The 21,214-nt window shown below is 61.9% G+C and carries 20 protein-coding genes; 15 read left to right on the top strand and 5 right to left on the bottom strand.

The genetic code is table 11. From position 1 onward, the window contains the following. Window positions 1–47: 47 nt before the first annotated feature. Window positions 48–1,499, bottom strand: a complete 1,452-nt coding sequence (locus AB4Z20_RS18770; protein ID WP_442090388.1) for a transglycosylase SLT domain-containing protein — start codon at window positions 1,497–1,499, stop codon at window positions 48–50. Between the two features lie 99 nt (window positions 1,500–1,598). Then, the gene (gloB, locus tag AB4Z20_RS18765; RefSeq protein ID WP_214512741.1) at window positions 1,599–2,366 is read right to left on the bottom strand and encodes a hydroxyacylglutathione hydrolase; all 768 of its coding nucleotides are present in this window, start codon (window positions 2,364–2,366) and stop codon (window positions 1,599–1,601) included. A 65-nt stretch (window positions 2,367–2,431) separates the two neighbouring features. Between gloB and AB4Z20_RS18760 the strand changes: the two genes are divergently transcribed. The 4 genes from AB4Z20_RS18760 to AB4Z20_RS18745 all read left to right on the top strand — a co-directional run bounded on the left by AB4Z20_RS18760 (window position 2,432) and on the right by AB4Z20_RS18745 (window position 5,626). Then, window positions 2,432–3,190, top strand: a complete 759-nt coding sequence (locus AB4Z20_RS18760) for a class I SAM-dependent methyltransferase (protein ID WP_214512740.1) — start codon at window positions 2,432–2,434, stop codon at window positions 3,188–3,190. Window positions 3,191–3,278: 88 nt separating this feature from the next. Then, entirely contained in the window at window positions 3,279–3,731 is a 453-nt protein-coding gene (gene rnhA / locus AB4Z20_RS18755) for a ribonuclease HI (RefSeq protein ID WP_003180633.1), read from the top strand. A 241-nt stretch (window positions 3,732–3,972) separates the two neighbouring features. Beyond that, window positions 3,973–4,734 (top strand): DNA polymerase III subunit epsilon, encoded by a 762-nt coding sequence (gene dnaQ, locus AB4Z20_RS18750; protein ID WP_253475633.1) that lies wholly within the window; start codon window positions 3,973–3,975, stop codon window positions 4,732–4,734. A gap of 277 nt (window positions 4,735–5,011) precedes the next feature. Beyond that, the gene (locus AB4Z20_RS18745) at window positions 5,012–5,626 is read left to right on the top strand and encodes a GNAT family N-acetyltransferase (protein WP_092145943.1); all 615 of its coding nucleotides are present in this window, start codon (window positions 5,012–5,014) and stop codon (window positions 5,624–5,626) included. On the opposite strand, the gene AB4Z20_RS18740 is transcribed toward AB4Z20_RS18745, so the two are convergent. Both AB4Z20_RS18740 and AB4Z20_RS18735 read right to left on the bottom strand, forming a co-directional pair. Beyond that, entirely contained in the window at window positions 5,592–6,485 is an 894-nt protein-coding gene (locus tag AB4Z20_RS18740; RefSeq protein ID WP_253475630.1) for a LysR substrate-binding domain-containing protein, read from the bottom strand. The two genes, AB4Z20_RS18745 and AB4Z20_RS18740, sit on opposite strands and share 35 nt — an antisense overlap. A gap of 86 nt (window positions 6,486–6,571) precedes the next feature. Further along, complete coding sequence (locus AB4Z20_RS18735) at window positions 6,572–6,835, bottom strand: hypothetical protein (protein WP_063320740.1); 264 nt, start codon at window positions 6,833–6,835, stop codon at window positions 6,572–6,574. A 185-nt stretch (window positions 6,836–7,020) separates the two neighbouring features. On the opposite strand from AB4Z20_RS18735, the gene AB4Z20_RS18730 reads away from it, so the two are divergent. The 3 genes from AB4Z20_RS18730 (at window position 7,021) to AB4Z20_RS18720 (ending at window position 9,470) form a co-directional block, all read left to right on the top strand. Beyond that, window positions 7,021–7,578, top strand: a complete 558-nt coding sequence (locus tag AB4Z20_RS18730; protein WP_320388807.1) for an NADPH-dependent FMN reductase — start codon at window positions 7,021–7,023, stop codon at window positions 7,576–7,578. A 220-nt stretch (window positions 7,579–7,798) separates the two neighbouring features. Next, on the top strand, window positions 7,799–8,149 hold the full coding sequence (locus AB4Z20_RS18725) for a metalloregulator ArsR/SmtB family transcription factor (RefSeq protein ID WP_214512736.1): 351 nt from the start codon (window positions 7,799–7,801) through the stop codon (window positions 8,147–8,149). A 37-nt stretch (window positions 8,150–8,186) separates the two neighbouring features. After that, window positions 8,187–9,470 carry an arsenic transporter gene (locus tag AB4Z20_RS18720; protein ID WP_442090387.1) on the top strand — a complete coding sequence of 428 codons (1,284 nt, stop codon included), beginning with the start codon at window positions 8,187–8,189 and terminating at the stop codon, window positions 9,468–9,470. Between the two features lie 104 nt (window positions 9,471–9,574). On the opposite strand, the gene AB4Z20_RS18715 is transcribed toward AB4Z20_RS18720, so the two are convergent. Next, window positions 9,575–10,654, bottom strand: a complete 1,080-nt coding sequence (locus AB4Z20_RS18715; RefSeq protein ID WP_442090386.1) for a DUF1853 family protein — start codon at window positions 10,652–10,654, stop codon at window positions 9,575–9,577. Here AB4Z20_RS18715 and AB4Z20_RS18710 point away from each other — a divergent pair. The 8 genes from AB4Z20_RS18710 to AB4Z20_RS18675 all read left to right on the top strand — a co-directional run bounded on the left by AB4Z20_RS18710 (window position 10,646) and on the right by AB4Z20_RS18675 (window position 21,010). Further along, window positions 10,646–11,536, top strand: coding sequence for an NAD(+) kinase (locus AB4Z20_RS18710; RefSeq protein WP_003202709.1), 891 nt, complete (start codon window positions 10,646–10,648; stop codon window positions 11,534–11,536). The two genes, AB4Z20_RS18715 and AB4Z20_RS18710, sit on opposite strands and share 9 nt — an antisense overlap. Then, the gene (locus tag AB4Z20_RS18705; protein ID WP_172436021.1) at window positions 11,533–12,507 is read left to right on the top strand and encodes a metallophosphoesterase; all 975 of its coding nucleotides are present in this window, start codon (window positions 11,533–11,535) and stop codon (window positions 12,505–12,507) included. The genes AB4Z20_RS18710 and AB4Z20_RS18705 overlap by 4 nt, the downstream gene beginning before the upstream one ends. Then, window positions 12,504–13,376 (top strand): rhomboid family intramembrane serine protease, encoded by an 873-nt coding sequence (locus AB4Z20_RS18700; RefSeq protein ID WP_442090385.1) that lies wholly within the window; start codon window positions 12,504–12,506, stop codon window positions 13,374–13,376. Before AB4Z20_RS18705 ends, AB4Z20_RS18700 begins: the two co-directional genes overlap by 4 nt. Window positions 13,377–13,421: 45 nt before the next feature. Then, window positions 13,422–13,682 carry a YeaC family protein gene (locus tag AB4Z20_RS18695; protein WP_212800142.1) on the top strand — a complete coding sequence of 87 codons (261 nt, stop codon included), beginning with the start codon at window positions 13,422–13,424 and terminating at the stop codon, window positions 13,680–13,682. Next, complete coding sequence (locus tag AB4Z20_RS18690; protein ID WP_442090384.1) at window positions 13,679–14,509, top strand: DUF2797 domain-containing protein; 831 nt, start codon at window positions 13,679–13,681, stop codon at window positions 14,507–14,509. Before AB4Z20_RS18695 ends, AB4Z20_RS18690 begins: the two co-directional genes overlap by 4 nt. 13 nt (window positions 14,510–14,522) lie before the next feature. Beyond that, entirely contained in the window at window positions 14,523–17,180 is a 2,658-nt protein-coding gene (gene pepN, locus AB4Z20_RS18685) for an aminopeptidase N (protein ID WP_442090383.1), read from the top strand. Between the two features lie 358 nt (window positions 17,181–17,538). Then, window positions 17,539–18,591, top strand: a complete 1,053-nt coding sequence (locus tag AB4Z20_RS18680; protein ID WP_442090382.1) for a WD40/YVTN/BNR-like repeat-containing protein — start codon at window positions 17,539–17,541, stop codon at window positions 18,589–18,591. 43 nt (window positions 18,592–18,634) lie between these two features. After that, the gene (locus AB4Z20_RS18675; RefSeq protein ID WP_214512729.1) at window positions 18,635–21,010 is read left to right on the top strand and encodes an efflux RND transporter permease subunit; all 2,376 of its coding nucleotides are present in this window, start codon (window positions 18,635–18,637) and stop codon (window positions 21,008–21,010) included. The last annotated feature ends 204 nt before the right edge of the window (window positions 21,011–21,214 follow it).

Below are 21,214 nucleotides of genomic sequence, written 5' to 3'. Positions count from 1 at the left end.
TTGCTCCCACAGATGAGTCCCTCACCACACAAAGCTCCCCGGTCATCTCAGTGCGGGGAATAGACCGTCAGCATCTGCCCAGGCTTGAGCGCCTTGCCCATCCGCGGGTTCCAGCGCTTGAGGTGCTGCATTTCCACGTTGAAGCGCTTGGCGACGACGTACAGCGAATCACCTTGCTTGACCTTGTATTGGGTCTGCTTCTTCTGGTCCTTGCTGTTGGCGGCCACCACGGTGCTGATGCGCTTGCCAGTGGTCTTGCTGGCCTTGGCGTCTTGCATCACCAGGGTCTGGCCGACCTTGAGCTTGTTGCCGCTGAGTTTGTTCCAGCGTTGCAGGTCTTTGGTCTGGACGTTGTTGGCCTTGGCGATCTGGGCGAGGTTTTCGCCGCGCTTGACACGGTAGGTGCGCGAGGCGCCTTCCACGTCGTCGCTGTCGTCGGCCGATTCAAAAACCGGCTTGAGCGAGCGCTGGCTGATCAACTCTTCAGGACGCATGGTCGACAGGCTGGCGGTCAGCAACTGGGCCTTGGACGTGGGCACCAGCAGGTGCTGGGGGCCGTCGATGGTGGTGCGTTGCTTGAAGGCCGGGTTGAGCTGGAACAGCTCGTCTTCGTCGATGTTGGCCACCGCCGCGACCTTGGACAGGTCCATGCGCTGGTTGATCTCGACGACCTGGAAATAGGGTTCGTTGGCGATCGGGTTGAGGTTCACGCCATAGGCATCGGGCGAGAGCACCACCTGGGACAGCGCCAGCAACTTCGGCACATAGGCCTGGGTCTCGCTGGGCAGCGGCAGGTTCCAGTAGTCGGTGGGCAGGCCAAGCTTCTCGTTGCGCTCGATGGCGCGGCTGACCGTACCCTCGCCGGCGTTGTAGGCCGCCAGCGCCAGCAACCAGTCGCCGTTGAACATGTCGTGCAGGCGCGTCAGGTAGTCCAGGGCGGCCGTGGTGGAGGCGGTGATGTCGCGACGCCCATCATAGAAGCGGGTCTGGCGCAGGTTGAAGTAACGCCCCGTGGACGGGATGAACTGCCACAGGCCCACTGCGTTGGCCCGGGAATAGGCCATGGGGTTGTAGGCACTCTCGATAACCGGCAGCAACGCCAGCTCCAGCGGCATGTTGCGCTCTTCGAGGCGTTCGACGATGTAGTGGATGTACAGGCTGCCGCGCTCACCGGCGCTTTCCATGACGGAAGGGTTGCTGGCGAACCACAGGCGCTGTTGCTCGATACGCGGGTTGACGCCGGCCGTTTCCTGCAGCTGGAAGCCCTGGCGCATGCGCTCCCAGACGTCCTGGGGTACTTGAGGGCTGGGTTTCTCAGTGAGCCATACCGGCTTCTGTTTGGCGCGAGCGGCGATATTCGGTGTGTGCGCCGCGTCGGTCTGCGGCAGCTGGCTCGTGCTCTGGCAGCCCGCCAATGTGGCGGACACAGCCACCGCGATGGCTTGAGCCAAGCGGGTCAATGTGTCTGACTGGACGGACCTGCGTATAGATGACGACATTGGCTGGAAGTAAGTTCCGGGCAAAAATGTCGGCCGATTCTAGGAAGCGCACCCCAACAGGTCAACCTTTCAGAATTTTTGTATCAATCGATAGCTGCCTTAGAACGTATCTTTCCAAGCCCTCAAGGCCGCAAAAACCTCACTCGGCGTCTGGTTTCGCTGGCCGTTCCGTTCGTCTGCTTTTTGTTTAACGGATGTTTCAGTCGTGCGCAGGAACGGATTGGTGAGTTTTTCCAGGGCCAGGGTCGAGGGCAGCGTCATGATGCCTTCGCTGCGTTGCCGGCCGACTTTTTCCAGGCGGGCGGCGACGTCCGGATTGCCGGGCTCCACGGCGGCCGCGAACTTCAGGTTGCCGAGGGTATATTCATGGGTGCAGTAGACCAGCGTATCTTCAGGCAGGGCGGCGAGGCGACTGAGCGAATGGTGCATTTGCGCAGGCGTGCCTTCGAAGAGCCGGCCGCAACCGGCGGCGAACAGGGTGTCGCCACAGAACAGCAGGCCATGGTGGTAGTAGGCAATGTGCCCCAGGGTATGGCCGGGCACGGCGTAGACATCGAAGTCCCAGCCGAGCACGCTGACCTTGTCGTTGTCATGCAGGGCCTGGTCGCGCGCCGGGATGTTTTCGCTGGCCGGGCCGTAAACGGTGGCGTTCGTCGCATTCTTCAGCGCCTGGACGCCGCCGACATGATCATGGTGATGGTGGGTGATCAGGATGTCGCTCAGGACCCAGCCCGGATGGGCCTCGAGCCAGGCCTGCACCGGAGCGGCGTCACCTGGGTCGACCACGGCGCAGCGCTGGGTGGCGTGGTCCTGTAACAACCAGATGTAGTTATCGGTGAATGCGGGCAGGGCACTGATCTGTATCATCGTGGAATTCGCCAAGCGGAAAACAAAGGCGCATCTTAGAACTTCCTGACGCGTTGGAGAATGCAATGACCGATGAAGCGTTCGCTCAGGCTGATCCTGACTGGCTGGCGTTGATCAGCGCCGCCCGTGAATGGCTGTCCGGCCCTGTCGGGCAATTTTTGCTGGAAGAAGAACGGCGCATGCTCGAAGACGAGTTGGGCCGGTTCTTCGGCGGCTATCTGGTGCACTACGGCCCTTCGGCGCAAACGCCGCCGTCGGCGCCGCAAGTCCAGCGCAACGTGCGCCTGGGGGCGCCGTTGCCCGGGGTGGAAATCGTCTGCGAGGAGCAGGCCTGGCCATTGAGCGAACATGCCGCCGACGTGGTGGTCATGCAGCACGGCCTGGATTTCTGCCTGTCGCCCCACGGTCTGTTGCGTGAAGCCGCCAGCAGCGTGCGCCCCGGTGGGCACCTGTTGATCATCGGCATCAACCCCTGGAGCGCCTGGGGCTTGCGTCATGTGTTTGCCCACGACGCCTTGCGCCAGGCCCGCTGCATCTCGGCGTCGAGGGTCGGCGACTGGCTGAACCTGCTGGGCTTTGCGCTGGAGAAACGCCGCTTCGGGTGCTATCGTCCGCCGCTTGCGTCGCCCAAGTGGCAGGCGCGCCTGGCTGGCTGGGAGCGCAAGGCCGGTGACTGGCAGCTGTCCGGTGGCGGTTTCTACCTGTTGGTGGCACGCAAGATCGCGGTCGGGCTGCGCCCGGTGCGCCAGGTGCGACGCGAGCCGATGGGCAAGTTGATTCCCTTGCCAATGGCCAAGGTCAATCGTCGCCACATCGAGCCATAACCTTTTTCGATGGTTCTTGCCAGCATTGGGCTGCGGGTGTTGTCGGGCCCGATCGGCGGGCCTTTGCATTTTTTCTGGATAGATTGGCATGAGCGATAGCGTAGAACTCTTCACTGATGGCGCCTGCAAGGGCAACCCCGGTCCAGGCGGCTGGGGCGCGTTGCTGGTGTGCAAGGGCGTGGAGAAGGAACTTTGGGGCGGCGAAGCCAATACCACCAACAATCGCATGGAGCTGATGGGCGCCATCCGAGGCCTGGAAGAGCTCAAGCGGTCCTGCGATGTGTTGTTGGTGACCGACTCGCAGTACGTGATGAAAGGCATCAACGAGTGGATGGCGAACTGGAAGAAGCGCGGCTGGAAGACGGCGGCGAAGGAGCCGGTAAAAAACGCCGACCTCTGGAAGCTGCTGGATGAACAGGTCAACCGCCACAACGTCACCTGGAAATGGGTGCGCGGCCACATCGGCCACCACGGCAACGAACGGGCCGACCAGTTGGCCAATCGTGGGGTCGATGAGGTGCGGGGCTACAAGCAGGCTTGATTCTCGGATGCGTCCCTGTGGCGAGGGCGCTTGTGTGGGAGCAAAGCTTGCTCGCGATACAGGCGCCCTGGTTTTCCTGAAAGACCGCATGATCTTCATCGCGAGCAAGCTTTGCTCCCACAGTGTTTGCTCTCGTTCATCACTTGCTTCCAAGAGCCTGGGTCCCAGGTAAATCCCCTTGCGACAAGAGCGTGTTAACATCCGCGCTTTTGCAAGACTGCCCGCTGAGAGCTGAACACTGATGGCCAACAGATCTGTAGTACTGGATACCGAAACCACCGGCATGCCGGTGACCGATGGTCACCGGATTATTGAAATCGGTTGTGTCGAGTTGATCGGCCGGCGCCTGACCGGTCGCCATTTCCACGTTTACCTGCAACCGGATCGCGAAAGTGACGAAGGCGCCATCGGCGTGCACGGCATCACCAACGAATTCCTGGTGGGCAAGCCGCGTTTCGCCGAAGTGGCCGATGAGTTCTTCGAATTCATCCAGGGCGCGCAGTTGATCATCCACAACGCGGCGTTCGACGTCGGGTTCATCAACAACGAATTCGCCCTGATGGGCCAGCGCGACCGGGCTGACATTACCCAGCATTGCACCATCCTCGATACCCTGATGATGGCCCGGGAACGTCACCCTGGGCAGCGCAACAGCCTCGACGCCTTGTGCAAGCGCTATGGCGTCGACAACTCCGGTCGTGAACTGCACGGCGCCTTGCTCGACTCCGAGATCCTGGCCGACGTCTACCTGACCATGACCGGCGGCCAGACCAGCCTGTCCCTGGCCGGTAACGCCTCGGACGGCAACGGTACCGGTGAAGGCTCTGGCAACCAGGCCACGGAAATCCGGCGTTTGCCCGCTGACCGCCAGCCCTCGCGGATTATCCGCGCCAGCGAAAACGACCTGGCCGAACATGCCGCGCGTCTGGAAGCCATCGCCAAGTCTGCAGGCGCTCCGGCATTGTGGACGCAGTTGGCCGAGTCGCAGGCCGCCTCGCACTGATGAAACCCTTCCTGTGGGAGCCAGCTTGCTCCGGGCGGCGTTCCGACGATGAGGGTAGTTCAGCCTGCGTCAATGCTGAATGTGCCGCCGTCATCGCGAGCAAGCTCGCTCCCACAAGGTTATCCATCGTTCATTTCTCGCCACAATCGCCACGACCTTCTACCCTGAGGTAACGGGCAGGCTACGGATCCCGCTTGATGTGTGAAGATTTGAAAGGCAAGGGCAATGGATGGCACCACGCCGTTGGTTGTCTCAAGGAATGAGGACCTTCCCCAGTATGCAACCGGTCATGAATCCCAAACACCCCGGGTTGTCGGTGCGCGTCGTCGATGACGGCTTTGCCGCTTATATCTGGGGCAGTGACTTCAGCTTCGAAGTCAGCGACTACGCGACGGCGCAGATCGGTCGGCCCGTCAGCCAATGGCCGGTGACGCCCATTGTTCCCTATCGCAAGTGCTATGGCATCGATCCCGAGGAATTCAGCAGCTTCCGCAATGCCCCGGACAGCGAGATTTTCATGGCTTATCTCGACGACCAGCCCGTGGGGCATCTGGTGGTCAGTACCAACTGGAACGGCTACGCCCACATCGACGAGTTGGCGGTGCATGCCCCGGCCCGTCGCCACGGGGTGGCCAAGGCATTGCTCGATGTCGCCCAGTTCTGGAGCCGCAAGAAAAAACTGCCGGGCATCATGCTCGAGACCCAGAACAACAATCTGGGTGCGTGCCGGCTCTATGAGCGTTGCGGCTACGTGCTCGGCGGTATCGATCACTTGCGCTATCGCGGCATTGACCGGCATACCGCCGAAGTGGCGTTGTTCTGGTACCGGCTGTTCGACGATCCGCTGGGCATGTCGATCAGTGGCTCAGCAACGCCTCGGCTTGTTCCGTAACCCGTTCCAGCAGCGATTGGACGGCGGGCGAGGGCGGCGTGCCGTTCAGGCTCAGGGCATAGAGACCAATCGCAATGGCCGGCGATAGCGGGCAGACGTCCAGGCCACTGCCCTTGGCACCCGAGGCAGTGAACGGGTCGACGATGGCAAGGCCTTCGCCGGCCTCGACCATCGCGCGCATCATCTGATGGGTCTGGACGCGGATCTGGATCATCGGCGCCGGCCGCAGCGCCGCCAGTTTATGCTCGAACGCCGGGCTCAGCGGGTCATGGCCATCCAGGCCTACCAACGGCTGGCCTGCCAGGTCCTGGAGCGAAATGTATTTCTGTCGTGGTTGCAGCCAGCCGTGAGGTGCCAGCAATTGCAGTTTGCCCTGGGCGATCATCTGGCAATGGATGTCGGGGTGTTCGGGGTCGTGCAAGCTCAGGCCCAGGTCGCTTTCACGCAACAGCAGGCTGTGGACGATGTCGCGGGTCGGTTGGCTGAGCAGGGTGCAGGGCGCATCCGGATGGCGGCGACGCAAGGCGGCGATGCTCTGGGGCAACAACTGCTGGGCCAGCGGCGGGGTGCAGATAATGCGCAAGGGTGGCGCCTGATAGTGTTTCAGGCTGCTGGCCAGGCGCTGTACCGGTTCGAGGGTGTCGTACAGCCGCGTGATGCCGTCGCGCAGTTCAAGGGTTTCCCGGGTGGCCTGCAGGCGCCCACGCACGCTGGCAAAGAGCATGAAGCCCAATTGGGCCTCGGCATCGCGCAGGATTGCCTCGACCTCCACCACCGGCAGTTGCAGCCATTCGGCCGCCGTGCCGAGGTGACCGGTCTGCAGCAGCGCCTGGATCACTTCGATGTGGCGTAAACGCATGCAAGAAGTCCATGTTCGGCGGGTGAGCCATTGAGTGGCTGAATCCTAACCCAAGTCCGGGCATGACTTCTGCTCATAACTGCCGGTTATGAAGCTATTTGCGTTTCAGTGGGTGTTTGAGCCTGCAGTGGCGTTTCCGGTTCGCGCGTCAATTCGATTTGAGATTGCACCAGAATAAATTTGCCGTCTTCGAGTTTGTTGACTCGATCACCGATAGCCAACTTATAGGTGGTGACAGGCTCCTTGCCGTTTCCGTCGGGCGACGGGGTCGATTCCTGAAACTCATGCACTGAATAGACGCGACCTTCGGCGTCCCGCGCATGAAATTGTCCGACAAGTACTGCTGCCATTGCTTAGAACCTCTGGAAATAAATCACTCGATTTGCGGTTCTGTAGACCCTGGTCAAGCGCGGTAAGTTTTCCTACATGAAAAAAATAGTCCAGCCGACAGGTTTTCGTCGCTCCACTGGTCCAATTGTCAGCCCGATCATCTATAACTACAGGCTCCTTTGAGCCGACAGTCGAGAAGCCTCTCATGAGTAATGTCTACACAGTGGCCGTTTTGGTGGGCAGCCTGCGCAAGGCATCGATCAACCGCAAGGTCGCGCTGGCACTGGCTGACCTGGCGCCAGCCAATCTCAAACTGAACATCGTCGAGATCGGCGAGTTGCCGCTCTACAACGAAGACATCGATGTTTCCCCTCCGCCAGCCTACAGCACTTTCCGCCAGCAGGTGGGCGCGGCCGACGCCTTGTTGTTCGTTACGCCTGAGTACAACCGCTCGGTACCGGCGCCGCTGAAAAATGCCATCGACGTCGGCTCGCGTCCCTACGGCCAGAGTTGCCTGAGTGGCAAGCCGGGCGCGGTGATCAGTGCTTCGCCGGGCGCCATCGGTGGTTTTGGTGCCAACCATCATTTGCGCCAGTCGCTGGTATTCCTTGACGTTCCCTGCATGCAGCAGCCGGAAGCCTACCTGAGCGGTGCCGGGACGGCGTTTGACGAGGCGGGCAACCTGTCGGACTCGGTACGGCCGTTCCTGCAGACGTTCATCAATGCCTATGGCAAGTGGGTCGAGCAACACAAGAAGGTTTGATACTCCCATATTTCAGGTAAACACCTGTGGCGAGGGAGCTTGCTCCCGCTGGACTGCGAAGCAGGCCCCCGGGGCGGTCGCTGCGCAACCGAGCGGGAGCAAGCTCCCTCGCCACAAGTGCATCTAAGACCGCATCCACAGCGGCAATTCAATCCCCGCTTTACTGGATATTCGAATTTCCATATATTCGCCCCTTCGCACTTCCAGGCGGTCCTTAGCCATGTCTGATTCCCACAACCCCGTCGATGTCTTCAAGGCGTTGGCCGATGACACTCGTACGCGCATTGCGCTGTTGGTGGCCCGTGAAGGTGAGTTGTGTGTCTGTGAGCTCACCGCCGCCCTGAGCCTGAGCCAGCCGAAGATTTCCCGGCACCTGGCGCAGTTGCGTAACGCCGGCCTGCTCAGCGACCGGCGCCAGGGGCAATGGGTTTACTACCGTCTGCATCCGCAGTTGCCGGCCTGGGTCAGCACTTTGCTGGAGCAGGCGTTGGCGGCCAACACGGCGTGGCTGATGGCGGATGTCGAGCGTTTGGGTGCCATGGCTGATCGTCCGGTGGCGCGTTGCTGCTGATTTTCTCTTTTCAATCCTCCTTCCAAGGCTGTTGCACATGCTGATCGCGTCATTGATTTTCCTGCTGACCATTACGTTGGTGATCTGGCAGCCCAAGGGGCTTGGCGTCGGCTGGAGCGCGACGCTCGGCGCGCTGCTGGCGTTGTTGAGCGGGGTGGTGCAGGTCGGCGACATTGCGCTGGTCTGGCAGATTATCTGGAACGCCACCGGTACGTTTGTCGCGCTGATCATCATCAGCCTGCTGCTGGACGAGGCCGGCTTCTTCGCCTGGGCGGCCTTGCACGTGGCCCGTTGGGGAAAGGGCAGCGGGAGCAAGCTGTTTGCGTTCATGGTGCTGCTGGGGGCGCTGGTGTCGGCCCTGTTTGCCAACGACGGGGCGGCGTTGATCCTGACGCCCATCGTGATTTCGATGCTGCTGGCGTTGCGGTTTTCCCCGGCGGCGACCCTGGCATTCGTGATGGGCGCCGGTTTCATCGCCGACAGCGCGAGCCTGCCGCTGGTGGTGTCGAACCTGGTGAACATCGTCTCGGCGGACTTCTTCGGCATTGGCTTCAACCGCTACGCGGCCGTCATGGTGCCGGTGAACCTGGTCAGCGTGGCGGCCAGCCTGGCGATACTGATGTGGTTCTTTCGTCGCGACATCCCGGGTGACTACGACCCCGATCAACTGGACGATCCGGCGACGGCGATCCACGACAAGGCAACGTTTTATGCCGGCTGGGTGGTGTTGGTGATCCTGCTGCTGGGCTGCTTTGCGCTGGAGCCGCTGGGGATTCCCATCAGCGCGATCTCGGCGGTCTGCGCTGCGTTGCTGCTGGCCGTCGCGGCCCGCGGCCACAAGATTTCCACCCGCAAGGCGATGAAGGAAGCGCCCTGGCAGATTGTGATCTTCTCCCTCGGCATGTACCTGGTGGTCTATGGCCTGCGCAATGCCGGGTTGACCGGCTACCTGGCCCATTGGCTTGACGGCTTCGCCGAATATGGCGTGTGGGGGGCGGCCATGGGCACCGGCGTGCTGACGGCGTTGCTCTCGTCGGCCATGAACAATTTGCCGACGGTGCTGGTCGGCGCCTTGTCCGTCGATGCCAGTCAGGCCACCGGGGTGGTGAAGGAGGCGATGATCTACGCCAACGTCATCGGCAGCGACCTGGGCCCGAAAATCACCCCGATCGGCAGCCTGGCGACTTTGCTGTGGTTGCATGTGCTGGAGCGCAAGAACATCCAGATCGGCTGGGGGTACTACTTCAAGGTCGGGATCGTGCTGACGGTGCCGGTGTTGCTGGTGACATTGGCGGCGCTGGCGGTGCGGTTGTCACTCTAAACCGTAGCGGCCCCTTCGCGAGCAAGCTCGCTCCCACAGGAGAGTGCATTCCAATGTGTGGGAGCGAGCTTGCTCGCGATGAGGCCCGGCAGGCAGCACAAGGCTCAGCCATTACCCGGCACATCCGGCCAAAGATCGGCCACCAGGAATAGCCGCTCAGCTTCTTCCCACTCCCCCTTGGCATTTTCAGTCAGGCGCACCATCAGTTGCGCCGGCGCCATCGGGTCGAGGTCCAGTCGCCAGGCGTCCAGTTGCGCAGTGCTCCAGGTCTGCTCCGCCGGATAATGGGCCGGGGCCAACCAGGCGGCGCGGGGCAGGGGTTGCCAGCGCCCAGGTGGGCGCTGGGCGCTGAATGCAGGCCAATCCCGCTGATGCAGCCAACTGCCCCGCAAATGCCGCGGGTGCGCACCGGTCGGCGGGTCGGCGTGGCCCGGCCAGGGGTAGAGCAGGTACCCGCCGAGCCAGAGCTCGGAGCGGAATACCTCGAGGCCGGTCGGCTCAATGCCCAATGCCGCCAGGGCCTCACGGCTTTCCGGGCGGGCCGAGATCGGCAATTGGTGTTCGCGCAGATGAGCCAGCTTGCGGTCGAGCCGGTCATGGCAACCCGGGCCCAGCCATTGCGCGGCGTCCAGTCCGGTGCCTTGTTGCGGGCCGAGGTACAACTTGATCGCCAACTCCAGATGATGGATGCCGTCACGATCGCGCAGCAGCAGGTCCAGTTCGCCCAGGGTATGGCCTTCGTGGCGGATCGGCAGGTTTGCGGCAATCAGTTCGATGCCTGGAGCGTGCTGCACGGCAAACTGCCACAGCCTTTCGTAATACAGCCCCAGGCGTCGCGTCCGTCCCAGGGACAGGCAGTGCAGCAGCGGGTAGCTGTCACGGTCCAGTTGTCGCAGCCAGTGCTCCAGCTGATCCGGCGCCTGCACCCAGTCACTGCCGGCCAAGGGGTGGCGCTGGGGCCAGGGCGTGTCGATGAGCATCGGCGGGGTGATGATCGCCCACGCGAGGTCGCGCACTTCTGGGTGGCGAAGGCGGCGGGGCAAGTCCAGCAATTCAGGGAACAGGATCATTTTGCGAGCATAGCTGCTGCGACGAAGGCTTAAAGGATTTTGTCTATGGAGCGCTTTCGCCCATAATCGTGGTTTTCGCCCGCCGCAGACCCTCGCAGGAGCCTCATGGAGCAATTTCGCAATATCGGCATCATCGGTCGCCTGGGCAGTTCGCAGGTGTTGGACACCGTTCGCCGTCTCAAACGTTTCCTCCTGGAGCGACACCTGCATGTGATCCTCGAAGATACCATCGCCGAAGTCTTGCCGGGCCATGGCCTGCAGACGTCGTCGCGCAAGATGCTGGGCGAGGTCTGCGACATGGTCATCGTGGTCGGCGGCGACGGCAGCCTGCTGGGGGCCGCCCGGGCCCTGGCGCGGCACAACATCCCGGTGCTGGGAATCAACCGGGGCAGCCTGGGGTTCCTCACCGATATCCGCCCTGACGAGCTGGAAACCAAGGTCGCCGAGGTGTTGGACGGCCACTACCTGGTGGAAAACCGCTTCCTGCTGCAAGCCGAGGTCCGTCGTCACGCCGAAGCCATCGGCCAGGGCGATGCCCTCAATGACGTGGTGCTGCACCCCGGCAAATCCACGCGCATGATCGAATTCGAGCTGTACATCGACGGCCAGTTCGTCTGCAGCCAGAAGGCCGACGGCCTGATCGTCGCCACTCCCACCGGTTCCACGGCCTATGCGCTGTCGGCCGGCGGCCCGATCATGCACCCCAAGCTCGACGCTATTGTGATTGTGCCCATGTACCCCCATACCTTGTCTGGGCGACCCATCGTGGTCGATGGCAACAGTGAGCTGAAAATCGTCGTGTCCAAGGATATGCAGATCTACCCGCAAGTGTCCTGTGACGGCCAGAACCATTTCACCTGCGCGCCGGGTGACACCATCACCGTCAGCAAAAAAGCGCAGAAGCTGCGCCTGATCCATCCGCTGGATCACAATTACTACGAAGTCTGCCGGACCAAGCTCGGCTGGGGCAGTCGGTTGGGGGGTGGAGGCGACTGATGCTCGATCCTGCGCGCAGTTACGATTTGATCGGTGACGTGCACGGATGCGCCCTGACCCTGGAACACCTGCTGGACCGACTCGGTTACCACAAGCAGGGCGGGGTCTGGCGGCATCCGTCGCGCATGGCTGTGTTCCTGGGGGACATCATCGACCGTGGCCCGCGGATTCGCGAGGCGCTGCACATCGTCCATGACATGGTCGTGGCCGGCCAGGCGCTGTGCATCATGGGCAACCACGAGTTCAACGCCCTGGGTTGGAGCACACCGGCATTGCCGGGCAGCGGCCAGCGCTACGTGCGCGAACACACGCCACGCCATGCCCGCCTGCTCAACGAGACCCTGACCCAGTTCGAGCAGCATCCCGGCGACTGGCATGACTTTCTCAAATGGTTCTACGAACTGCCGCTGTTTGTCGACGCCGGCCGGTTCCGGGTGGTGCATGCCTGTTGGGATGCGGGCCTGATCGAACCGCTGCGCGGCCTGTTCCCGGACGGTTGTGTCGACGAACATTTCCTCCAGGCCTCGGCGCAACCGGGCAGCTTTGCCTGCACAGTGTTCGATCGTTTGCTGCGTGGCACCGACATGCGCCTGCCCCATGGCCTGACACTGACGGGTGGCGATGGCCTGACCCGTTCGTTTTTCCGCACCAAGTTCTGGGAAGACAACCCGCAGACCTACGGCGACATCGTGTTCCAGCCCGACGCGTTGCCGGAACCGGTGGCCCGCACACCGCTGTCGCCGGATGAAAAGAACAACCTGCTGCGCTATGGCGTCCATGAACCGTTGCTGTTCGTCGGCCACTATTGGCGCAGCGGCAAGCCCGCGCCCATTCGCCCGAACCTGGCCTGCCTGGATTACAGTGCGGTGCTCTACGGCAAGCTGGTCGCCTATCGCCTCGACCAGGAAACCCGCCTGGATCCGCACAAGTTTGTCTGGGTCGATGTCGAGCGGCCGGAGGTGGTGCAATGAGCGTCGTCGCGGTTTTGCGCCTGCCCCTGGCAGTGGACCTGAGCGGTTTCGTCAAGCTGCTGCAACGCATGCAGGTACCCCATCGTGTCAGCGAAGAGGCGGGCGAGCAGGTGCTCTGGGTGCCGGATGAAATCAGCGAGGACGTGCGTTCGTTGTACGCACGTTTTCCCGCCGGCGATCCCGATCAGCAGTTGGAACTGCCAGACACGGGTGGCACTTCCCGGCGAGCGGGGTTCGTCCAGCAACTGAAGTGCAGTCCAGTGACGGCCGTGGTGTTGTTGCTGAGCCTGATCGTCAGCGCGGTCACCCTGCTGGGGGAGAATCTTGAGATCCTGCGCTGGCTGACCTTCCTCGAGTTCCGCGTCGTTGGCGACTACATCCAGTTCACACCGTTGGCCGATAGCCTGGCGGCGGGGCAGTGGTGGCGCCTGGTAACGCCGATGCTGATTCACTTTGGCTTCCTGCACATCGCCATGAATGGCATGTGGTACTGGGAACTGGGACGGCGGATCGAAGCGCGCCAGGGTGGCATCAACTTGTTGGGGCTGACGCTGCTGTTCAGCCTCGTCTCCAATTTTGCCCAGTACTTTTTCAGCGGCCCGACGCTGTTCGGTGGCTTGTCGGGGGTGTTGTACGGCTTGCTGGGCCATTGCTGGATCTACCAACTGCTTGCACCGAACCCGGCCTATCACTTGCCCCGTGGGGTGTTGGTGATGATGCTGGTGTGGTTGCTGCTGTGCCTGTCCGGGCTGGTTTCGCTGATCGGTTTCGGTGAAATCGCCAATGCGGCTCACGTCGGCGGGCTGCTCGTCGGCTGCTTCACGGGGTTGTTGGGTGGGCTGTTCGCTCGCCGTAAAATGGCCCTTTGACCGGCACCTGTGCCTTTTGAGAATGCGCAATTGCGCGGAGAACCCATGTCTTCCTTCAACGAAATGATCCAGAACATCACCCCCGACATCTACCGGAGCCTGAAACTGGCGGTGGAAATCGGTAAATGGGCCGATGGCAACAAGCTCACCGCCGAGCAGCGCGAGCTGTCGCTGCAGGCGATGATCGCCTGGGAAATCCAGAACCTGCCCGAAGACGAGCGTACTGGCTACATGGGCGCGCAGGAATGCCATTCGAAGTCCACCGAAGTGCCGAATATCCTGTTCAAGTCGGACGCCATCCATTGATCGAGATTGGCCGCGGTGCAATCAGCAAGATGTCGGCGCGCCTTGACGGGCCGACCGTTCAATACGCCTTTCGCCTGGGCGAAGTCGAGGTGCCGGTCAACCCGTTGATCGGCAGCACGGTGCGCCTGGAGTACCTCGGTGCGATCCACTGCACCCACTGTGGACGCCGGACCAAGACCAGCTTCAGCCAGGGTTATTGCTACCCGTGCATGACCAAGCTGGCCCAGTGCGACCTGTGCATCATGAGCCCCGAGCGTTGCCATTACGAGGCGGGCACCTGCCGCGACCCGGCTTGGGGCGAGCAGTTCTGCATGACCGATCATGTGGTCTACCTGGCCAATTCCTCGGGCGTGAAGGTCGGCATCACCCGCGCCACGCAATTGCCGACCCGCTGGCTGGACCAGGGGGCGAGCCAGGCGCTGCCGATCGTGCGGGTCGCCACCCGTCAGCAGTCGGGGTTTGTCGAGGACCTGTTCCGCAGCGAGGTGGCGGACAAGACCAACTGGCGCGCCTTGCTCAAGGGCGACGCCGTGGCGGTGGACCTGCCGGCGATCCGTGACGCGCTGTTCGAAAGCTGCGCCCAGGGATTGCAGGGCTTGCAGGAACGATTCGGCCTGCAAGCGATCCAGACCATAGCGGACGTCGACCCCATCGAGATCCGTTATCCGGTGGAGCAATACCCGGCCAAGATCGTCAGCTTCAACCTGGACAAGAACCCGATTGCCGAAGGCACGCTGCTGGGAATCAAGGGCCAGTACCTGATTTTTGACACCGGCGTGATCAATATTCGTAAATACACGGCCTACCAGCTCGCCGTGCATCAGTAGAAGGATTCGACCCATGCGCACCGAACAACCGAAGATGATTTACCTGAAGGACTATCAGGCGCCCGAGTACCTGATCGATGAGACACACCTGACCTTCGAGTTGTTCGAGGACCACAGCCTGGTCCATGCGCAACTGGTGATGCGCCGCAACCCCGAGCGCGGTGCCGGGCTGCCGCCGCTGGTGCTCGATGGCCAGCACCTGGAACTGCTCTCGCTCAAGCTCGACGACGCCGACCTGGGGCAGGGCGACTATCAATTGGACGACAGCCACCTGACCGTGCACCCCAAGGCCCAGGCCTTCACGGTCGACACCACCGTCCGGATCCACCCGGAAACCAACACCGCCCTGGAAGGTTTGTACAAGTCCGGCAGCATGTTCTGCACCCAGTGCGAGGCCGAGGGTTTCCGCAAGATCACCTATTACCTCGACCGCCCGGATGTGATGAGCAAGTTCACCACCACCGTGGTGGCCGAGCAGCACAGCTATCCGGTGCTGCTGTCCAACGGCAACCCGATTGCCAGCGGCCCCGGCGAAGACGGCCGGCACTGGGCGACCTGGGAAGACCCGTTCAAGAAGCCGGCCTACCTGTTTGCCCTGGTGGCCGGTGACCTGTGGTGCGTCGAAGACACCTTCACCACCCTGAGCGAGCGCACCGTAGCGCTGCGCATCTATGTCGAGCCGGAAAACATCGACAAATGCCAGCACGCCATGACCAGCCTGAAGAAGTCGATGCGCTGGGACGAAGAGGTATACGGGCGCGAGTACGACCTGGACATCTTCATGATTGTCGCGGTCAACGATTTCAACATGGGCGCCATGGAGAACAAGGGCCTCAATATCTTCAACTCCAGCGCCGTGCTGGCCCGCGCCGAAACCGCCACCGATGCCGCGCACCAGCGGGTCGAGGCGATCGTGGCCCACGAATACTTCCATAACTGGTCGGGCAACCGCGTGACCTGCCGCGACTGGTTCCAACTGTCGCTCAAGGAAGGTTTCACGGTGTTCCGCGACGCCGGGTTCTCGGCCGACATGAACTCCGCCACGGTCAAGCGCATCCAGGACGTGGCGTACCTGCGCACCCACCAGTTCGCCGAAGACGCCGGCCCCATGGCCCACCCGGTGCGTCCGGACAGTTTTATCGAGATCTCCAACTTCTACACCCTGACCGTGTACGAAAAGGGCTCGGAAGTGGTTGGCATGATCCACACCCTGCTGGGGCCTGAAGGTTTCCGCAAGGGCAGTGACCTGTACTTCGAACGCCATGACGGCCAGGCCGTGACCTGCGACGACTTCATCAAGGCCATGGAAGATGCCAACGGCGTCGACCTGGCCCAGTTCAAGCGCTGGTACAGCCAGGCCGGTACACCACGGCTGGCGGTGAGCGAGTCTTACGACGCCGCCGCCAAGACCTACAGCCTGACCTTCAGCCAGAGTTGCCCGCCGACCCCGGACAAGCAGGAAAAGCTGCCGTTCGTGATTCCCGTGGAGCTGGGCCTGCTGGACAGCAAGGGTGCTGAAATCCCTCTGCGCCTGGCCGCAGAAGCGGCGGCAGACGGCACGTCCCGAGTGATCTCGGTGACCGAAGCCGAGCAAACCTTCACTTTCGTCGATGTCGCTGAACAGCCGCTGCCTTCGTTGCTGCGTGGTTTCTCGGCGCCGGTGAAGCTGAGCTTCCCGTACAACCGCGACCAGTTGATGTTCCTCATGCAGCACGACAGCGACGGCTTCAACCGCTGGGATGCCGGCCAGCAGTTGTCGGTGCAGGTGTTGCAGGAGCTGATTGCCCAGCATCAGCAGGGTGCCAGCCTGACGCTGGATCCGCGCCTGGTCAGTGCGCTGCGCAGCGTGCTGTCGGACGAGTCCCTGGACCAGGCCATGGTCGCCGAAATGCTCTCGCTGCCAAGCGAAGCCTACCTGACGGAAATCAGCGAAGTGGCTGACGTCGAGGCGATCCATGCCGCCCGTGACTTCGCCCGTCAGCAGTTGGCCGAGAACCTGTTTGAAGCCCTGTGGCTGCGTTACGCAGCCAACCGCGACCTGTCGAAGAAAACCCCTTACGTGGCCGAGGCCGAGCATTTCGCCCGTCGCGCGTTGCAGAACATCGCGCTGTCGTACCTGATGCTCACCGGCAAGCCTGAGGTTCTGAGCGCGACCCTGGAACAGTTCGACACCGCCGACAACATGACCGAGCGCCTGACCGCGCTGGCGGTGCTGGTCAACTCGCCATTCGAAGCCGAGAAGGCCAAGGCTCTGGAAGTGTTTGCGGAAAACTTCAAGGGCAACCCACTGGTCATGGACCAATGGTTCAGCGTCCAGGCCGGCAGCCCGTTGCCGGGTGGCCTGGCGCGGGTCAAGGCATTGATGGAGCACCCGGCGTTCAATATCAAGAACCCGAACAAGGTGCGGGCGCTGGTGGGAGCGTTTGCCGGGCAGAACCTTATCAACTTCCACGCCGCCGACGGTTCGGGTTATCGCTTCCTGGCGAACCTGGTCATCCAGCTCAATGGCTTCAACCCGCAGATCGCCTCCCGGCAACTGGCTCCGCTGACTCGCTGGCGCAAATACGACAGCGCCCGCCAGGCGCTGATGAAAGCCGAGCTGGAGCGCATCCTGGCATCCGGCGCGCTTTCCGCCGATGTGTTCGAGGTGGTGAGCAAGAGCCTGGCGTAAACAGGCACTGCCTTACCTTTGTGGCGAGGGAGCTTGCTCCCGCTGGCCTGCGAAGCAGGCCTGATCCTGGTTTCACTTTCGCTGCGAATGGCGGGTGGACCAAGGTCAGGGAGTCCTTCGGCCTCCAGCGGGAGCAAGCTCCCTCGCCACATTTATCATCGTCGCGAATGTCTTCTGATTCATCCCCCGGTCAATACCCCCTGGTTAACAAAAGATAACGTGGCGTCGATTGTCAGACCTTTCGAAAGCCCGATAGGATAGGTCAGCTTGCGAAGTGGCTCTAGAGTGCAGCTTTCAGGGCTATGCTCCAGGACTGGCAACGTACCAAGCCATAACAATAATAATGGGGGAAAGGTCTATGAATGAGCCTGTCATGGCTGCGGGCCGCAGCCGGCCGCCGATGCTGCGCAGAGTTGCGTTGCTGGCTTCGGCGCTCTCGCTGCTGGGCTCTGCGCTGTTGTCGGCACCGGTGATGGCTGTTGCGGCGTCGACGTCCGATGTCATCTATTCCGTCGAGTCGGTCAAGGCCAGCAAAACCCTGATGCTCGATGTGGTCCACGCCGGCCAGCGCCTGGTGGCGGTCGGTGATCGGGGGCACATTGTCTATTCGGACGACCAGGGCACGTCCTGGACCCAGGCCAAGGTGCCGACTCGTCAACTGCTCACGGCGGTATTTTTCGTCGATGACAAACACGGCTGGGCCGTGGGGCACGACGCGCAGATCCTCGCCAGCAATGACGGTGGCAGCACCTGGACCAAGCAATTCGAAGACCTTACCCGCGAAGCACCCTTGCTGGACGTCTGGTTCAAGGATGCCAGCAACGGTTTCGCCGTGGGCGCCTACGGCGCACTGCTGGAAACCACCGACGGCGGCAAGCACTGGGAAGACGCCAGCGACCGCCTCGAAAACGAAGACCAGTTCCACCTCAATGCGATAGCCGCCGTGAAAGATGCCGGGCTGTTCATAGTCGGCGAGGCTGGCAGCATGTTCCGCTCCGCCGACTGGGGCCAGACCTGGGAAAAGGTCGAAGGCCCTTATGAAGGCTCGCTGTTCGGGGTCATCGGCACCGCCCAGCCTTCGACGCTGCTGGCCTATGGCTTGCGCGGCAACCTTTATCGTTCCACTGACTTCGGCGGCACTTGGGATCAGGTCGAGCTCAAGGCCGCGCGCGGTGCCCTGGAGTTCGGCCTGTCAGGCGCTACGCTGCTGGCGGACGGTTCCATCGTGATTGTCGGCAACGGCGGCAGCGTCGTGCGCAGTACCGACGACGGCGAGACCTTCAGCGTGTTCAACCGCCCGGACCGAATTTCCGTGGCAGCCGTCACGGCGGCAGGCAACGGCAACCTGATCCTGGCGGGGCAAGGCGGCGTTCGTGCCACCACGTCCACCGGCGCCGAACTGAGCAAATGAGTCACGCCTGCAAGACGGGCACAAAAACAAGAAGGCGGACCCCATGAGCAGTCATCACCAAGACAAGGCGACGTTCCTCGAGCGCCTGATTTTCAACAACCGCCCGGCAGTGATCATCATTTGCCTGCTGGTCAGCATTTTCCTGTTCTGGCAGGCCACGCTGATCCGGCCCTCCACCAGTTTCGAAAAAATGATCCCCCTCGAGCACCCCTTCATCCAGAAGATGCTCGAGCACCGCAACGACCTGGCAAACCTGGGCAACACGGTGCGCATTTCCGTGGAAGCCACCAACGGCGACATCTTCTCCAAGGAATACATGGAGACCCTGCGCCAGATCCACGACGAGGTCTTCTACATTTCCGGCGTCGACCGTTCCGGGCTCAAGTCGTTGTGGAGCCCAAGCGTGCGCTGGACCGAAGTGACGGAGGAGGGCTTCGCCGGCGGTGAGGTGATTCCCCAGAGCTATAACGGTTCGGCCGACAGCCTCGACCTGCTGCGCAACAACGTGCTCAAGTCCGGCCAGGTCGGGCGCCTGGTGGCCAACGATTTCAAATCGAGCATCATCGACATCCCGCTGCTGGAGTCCTATCCCGACCCGCAGGACCAGGGCAAATTGCTCGCCCTCGACTACCGGAAATTTTCCCACGAGCTTGAAGACAAGATTCGCAACAAATTCGAAGCCCAGAACCCCAACGTGCAGATCCATATCGTCGGTTTCGCCAAGAAAGTCGGCGACCTGATCGACGGCCTGGTCATGGTGGTGCTGTTCTTCGGCGTGGCCTTCGTCATCACCCTGATCCTGCTGTACTGGTTCACCAACTGCATGCGCAGCACCGTTGCGGTGTTGACCACCACCCTGGTGGCCGTGGTCTGGCAACTGGGACTGATGCATGCGGCTGGTTTCGGCCTGGATCCGTACTCGATGCTGGTGCCGTTCCTGATCTTCGCCATCGGCATTTCCCATGGGGTGCAGAAAATCAACGGCATCGCCTTGCAGTCCAGCGAGGCGGACAACGCCCTGACAGCGGCGCGGCGCACCTTCCGGCAGTTGTTCCTGCCGGGGATGATCGCGATCCTGGCGGACGCCGTGGGCTTCATCACCTTGCTGATCATCGACATCGGCGTGATCCGCGAACTGGCCATTGGCGCCTCCATCGGCGTGGCGGTGATCGTGTTCACCAACCTGATCCTGCTGCCGGTGGCGATCTCCTACGCCGGCATCAGCAAGCGTGCGGTCGAACGCAGCAAGAAGGACGCGACCCGCGAACATCCGTTCTGGCGCATGCTGTCGAACTTCGCCAGCGCCAAGGTCGCGCCGGTGTCCATTGCCCTGGCGGTGATCGCCTTTGGCGGTGGCCTCTGGTATAGCCAGAACCTGAAGATCGGCGACCTGGACCAGGGGGCGCCGGAATTGCGTCCGGACTCGCGCTACAACCAGGACAACAATTTCATCATCAGCAATTATTCCACCAGCTCCGATGTACTGGTGGTGATGGTCAAGACCAAGGCCGAAGGCTGCTCGCGCTATGAGGCCATGGCTCCGATCGATGAGCTGATGTGGAAGATGCAGAACACCGAGGGGGTGCAGTCGGCGATTTCCCTGGTGACCGTGTCCAAGCAAATGATCAAGGGCATGAACGAGGGCAACCTGAAATGGGAGACCCTGTCGCGCAACCCTGACGTGCTGAACAACTCCATTGCCCGGGCCGATGGCCTGTACAACAACAGTTGCTCCCTGGCGCCGGTGCTGGTGTTCCTCAACGACCACAAGGCCGAGACGTTGGACCGCGCGGTGAAGGCGGTGCAGGACTTCGCCAAGGAAAACAACCGCGACGGCCTGGAGTTCATCCTTGCCGCCGGTAACGCGGGCATCGAAGCGGCCACCAACGAAGTGATCAAGGCGTCGGAACTGACCATCCTGATCCTGGTGTACATCTGCGTGGCGACCATGTGCATGATCACCTTCCGTTCCTGGGCGGCGACGTTGTGCATCGTGCTGCCGCTGGTGCTGACCTCGGTGCTGGGCAACGCCCTGATGGCATTCATGGGCATTGGCGTGAAGGTCGCGACCTTGCCGGTGGTGGCACTGGGCGTGGGCATCGGCGTGGACTACGGCATCTACATCTACAGTCGCCTGGAAAGTTTCCTGCGGGCCGGGTTGCCGTTGCAGGAGGCTTACTACCAGACACTGAAATCCACCGGCAAGGCGGTGCTGTTCACCGGTTTGTGCCTGGCGATCGGTGTGTGCACCTGGATCTTCTCGGCCATCAAGTTCCAGGCGGACATGGGGTTGATGCTGACGTTCATGTTGCTGTGGAACATGTTCGGCGCGTTGTGGCTGCTGCCGGCGCTGGCGCGGTTCCTGATCAAGCCTGAGAAACTGGCGGGGCAGAAGGGCAATTCGTTGTTTGCTCATTGATCGACGGTAGAACCTGCCCAATGTGGGAGCGAGCTTGCTCGCGATAGCGGTGTGACAGTCAATGAAGGTGTTGAATGTCAGTGCGCGATCGCGAGCAAGCTCGCTCCCACAGGTTTTTTTTGCCGCTCAGACACTGATCATTCCAGTCCAAACCCAGCCTCTGTGGCGAGGGAGCTTGCTCCCGCTGGACTGCGAAGCAGGCCC

This window comes from Pseudomonas sp. KB_12 (assembly GCF_052114545.1).
In the GTDB taxonomy this organism is placed as follows: Bacteria; Pseudomonadota; Gammaproteobacteria; order Pseudomonadales; family Pseudomonadaceae; genus Aquipseudomonas; species Aquipseudomonas brassicacearum.
This window is presented reverse-complemented; position numbering and strand designations above follow the sequence as displayed.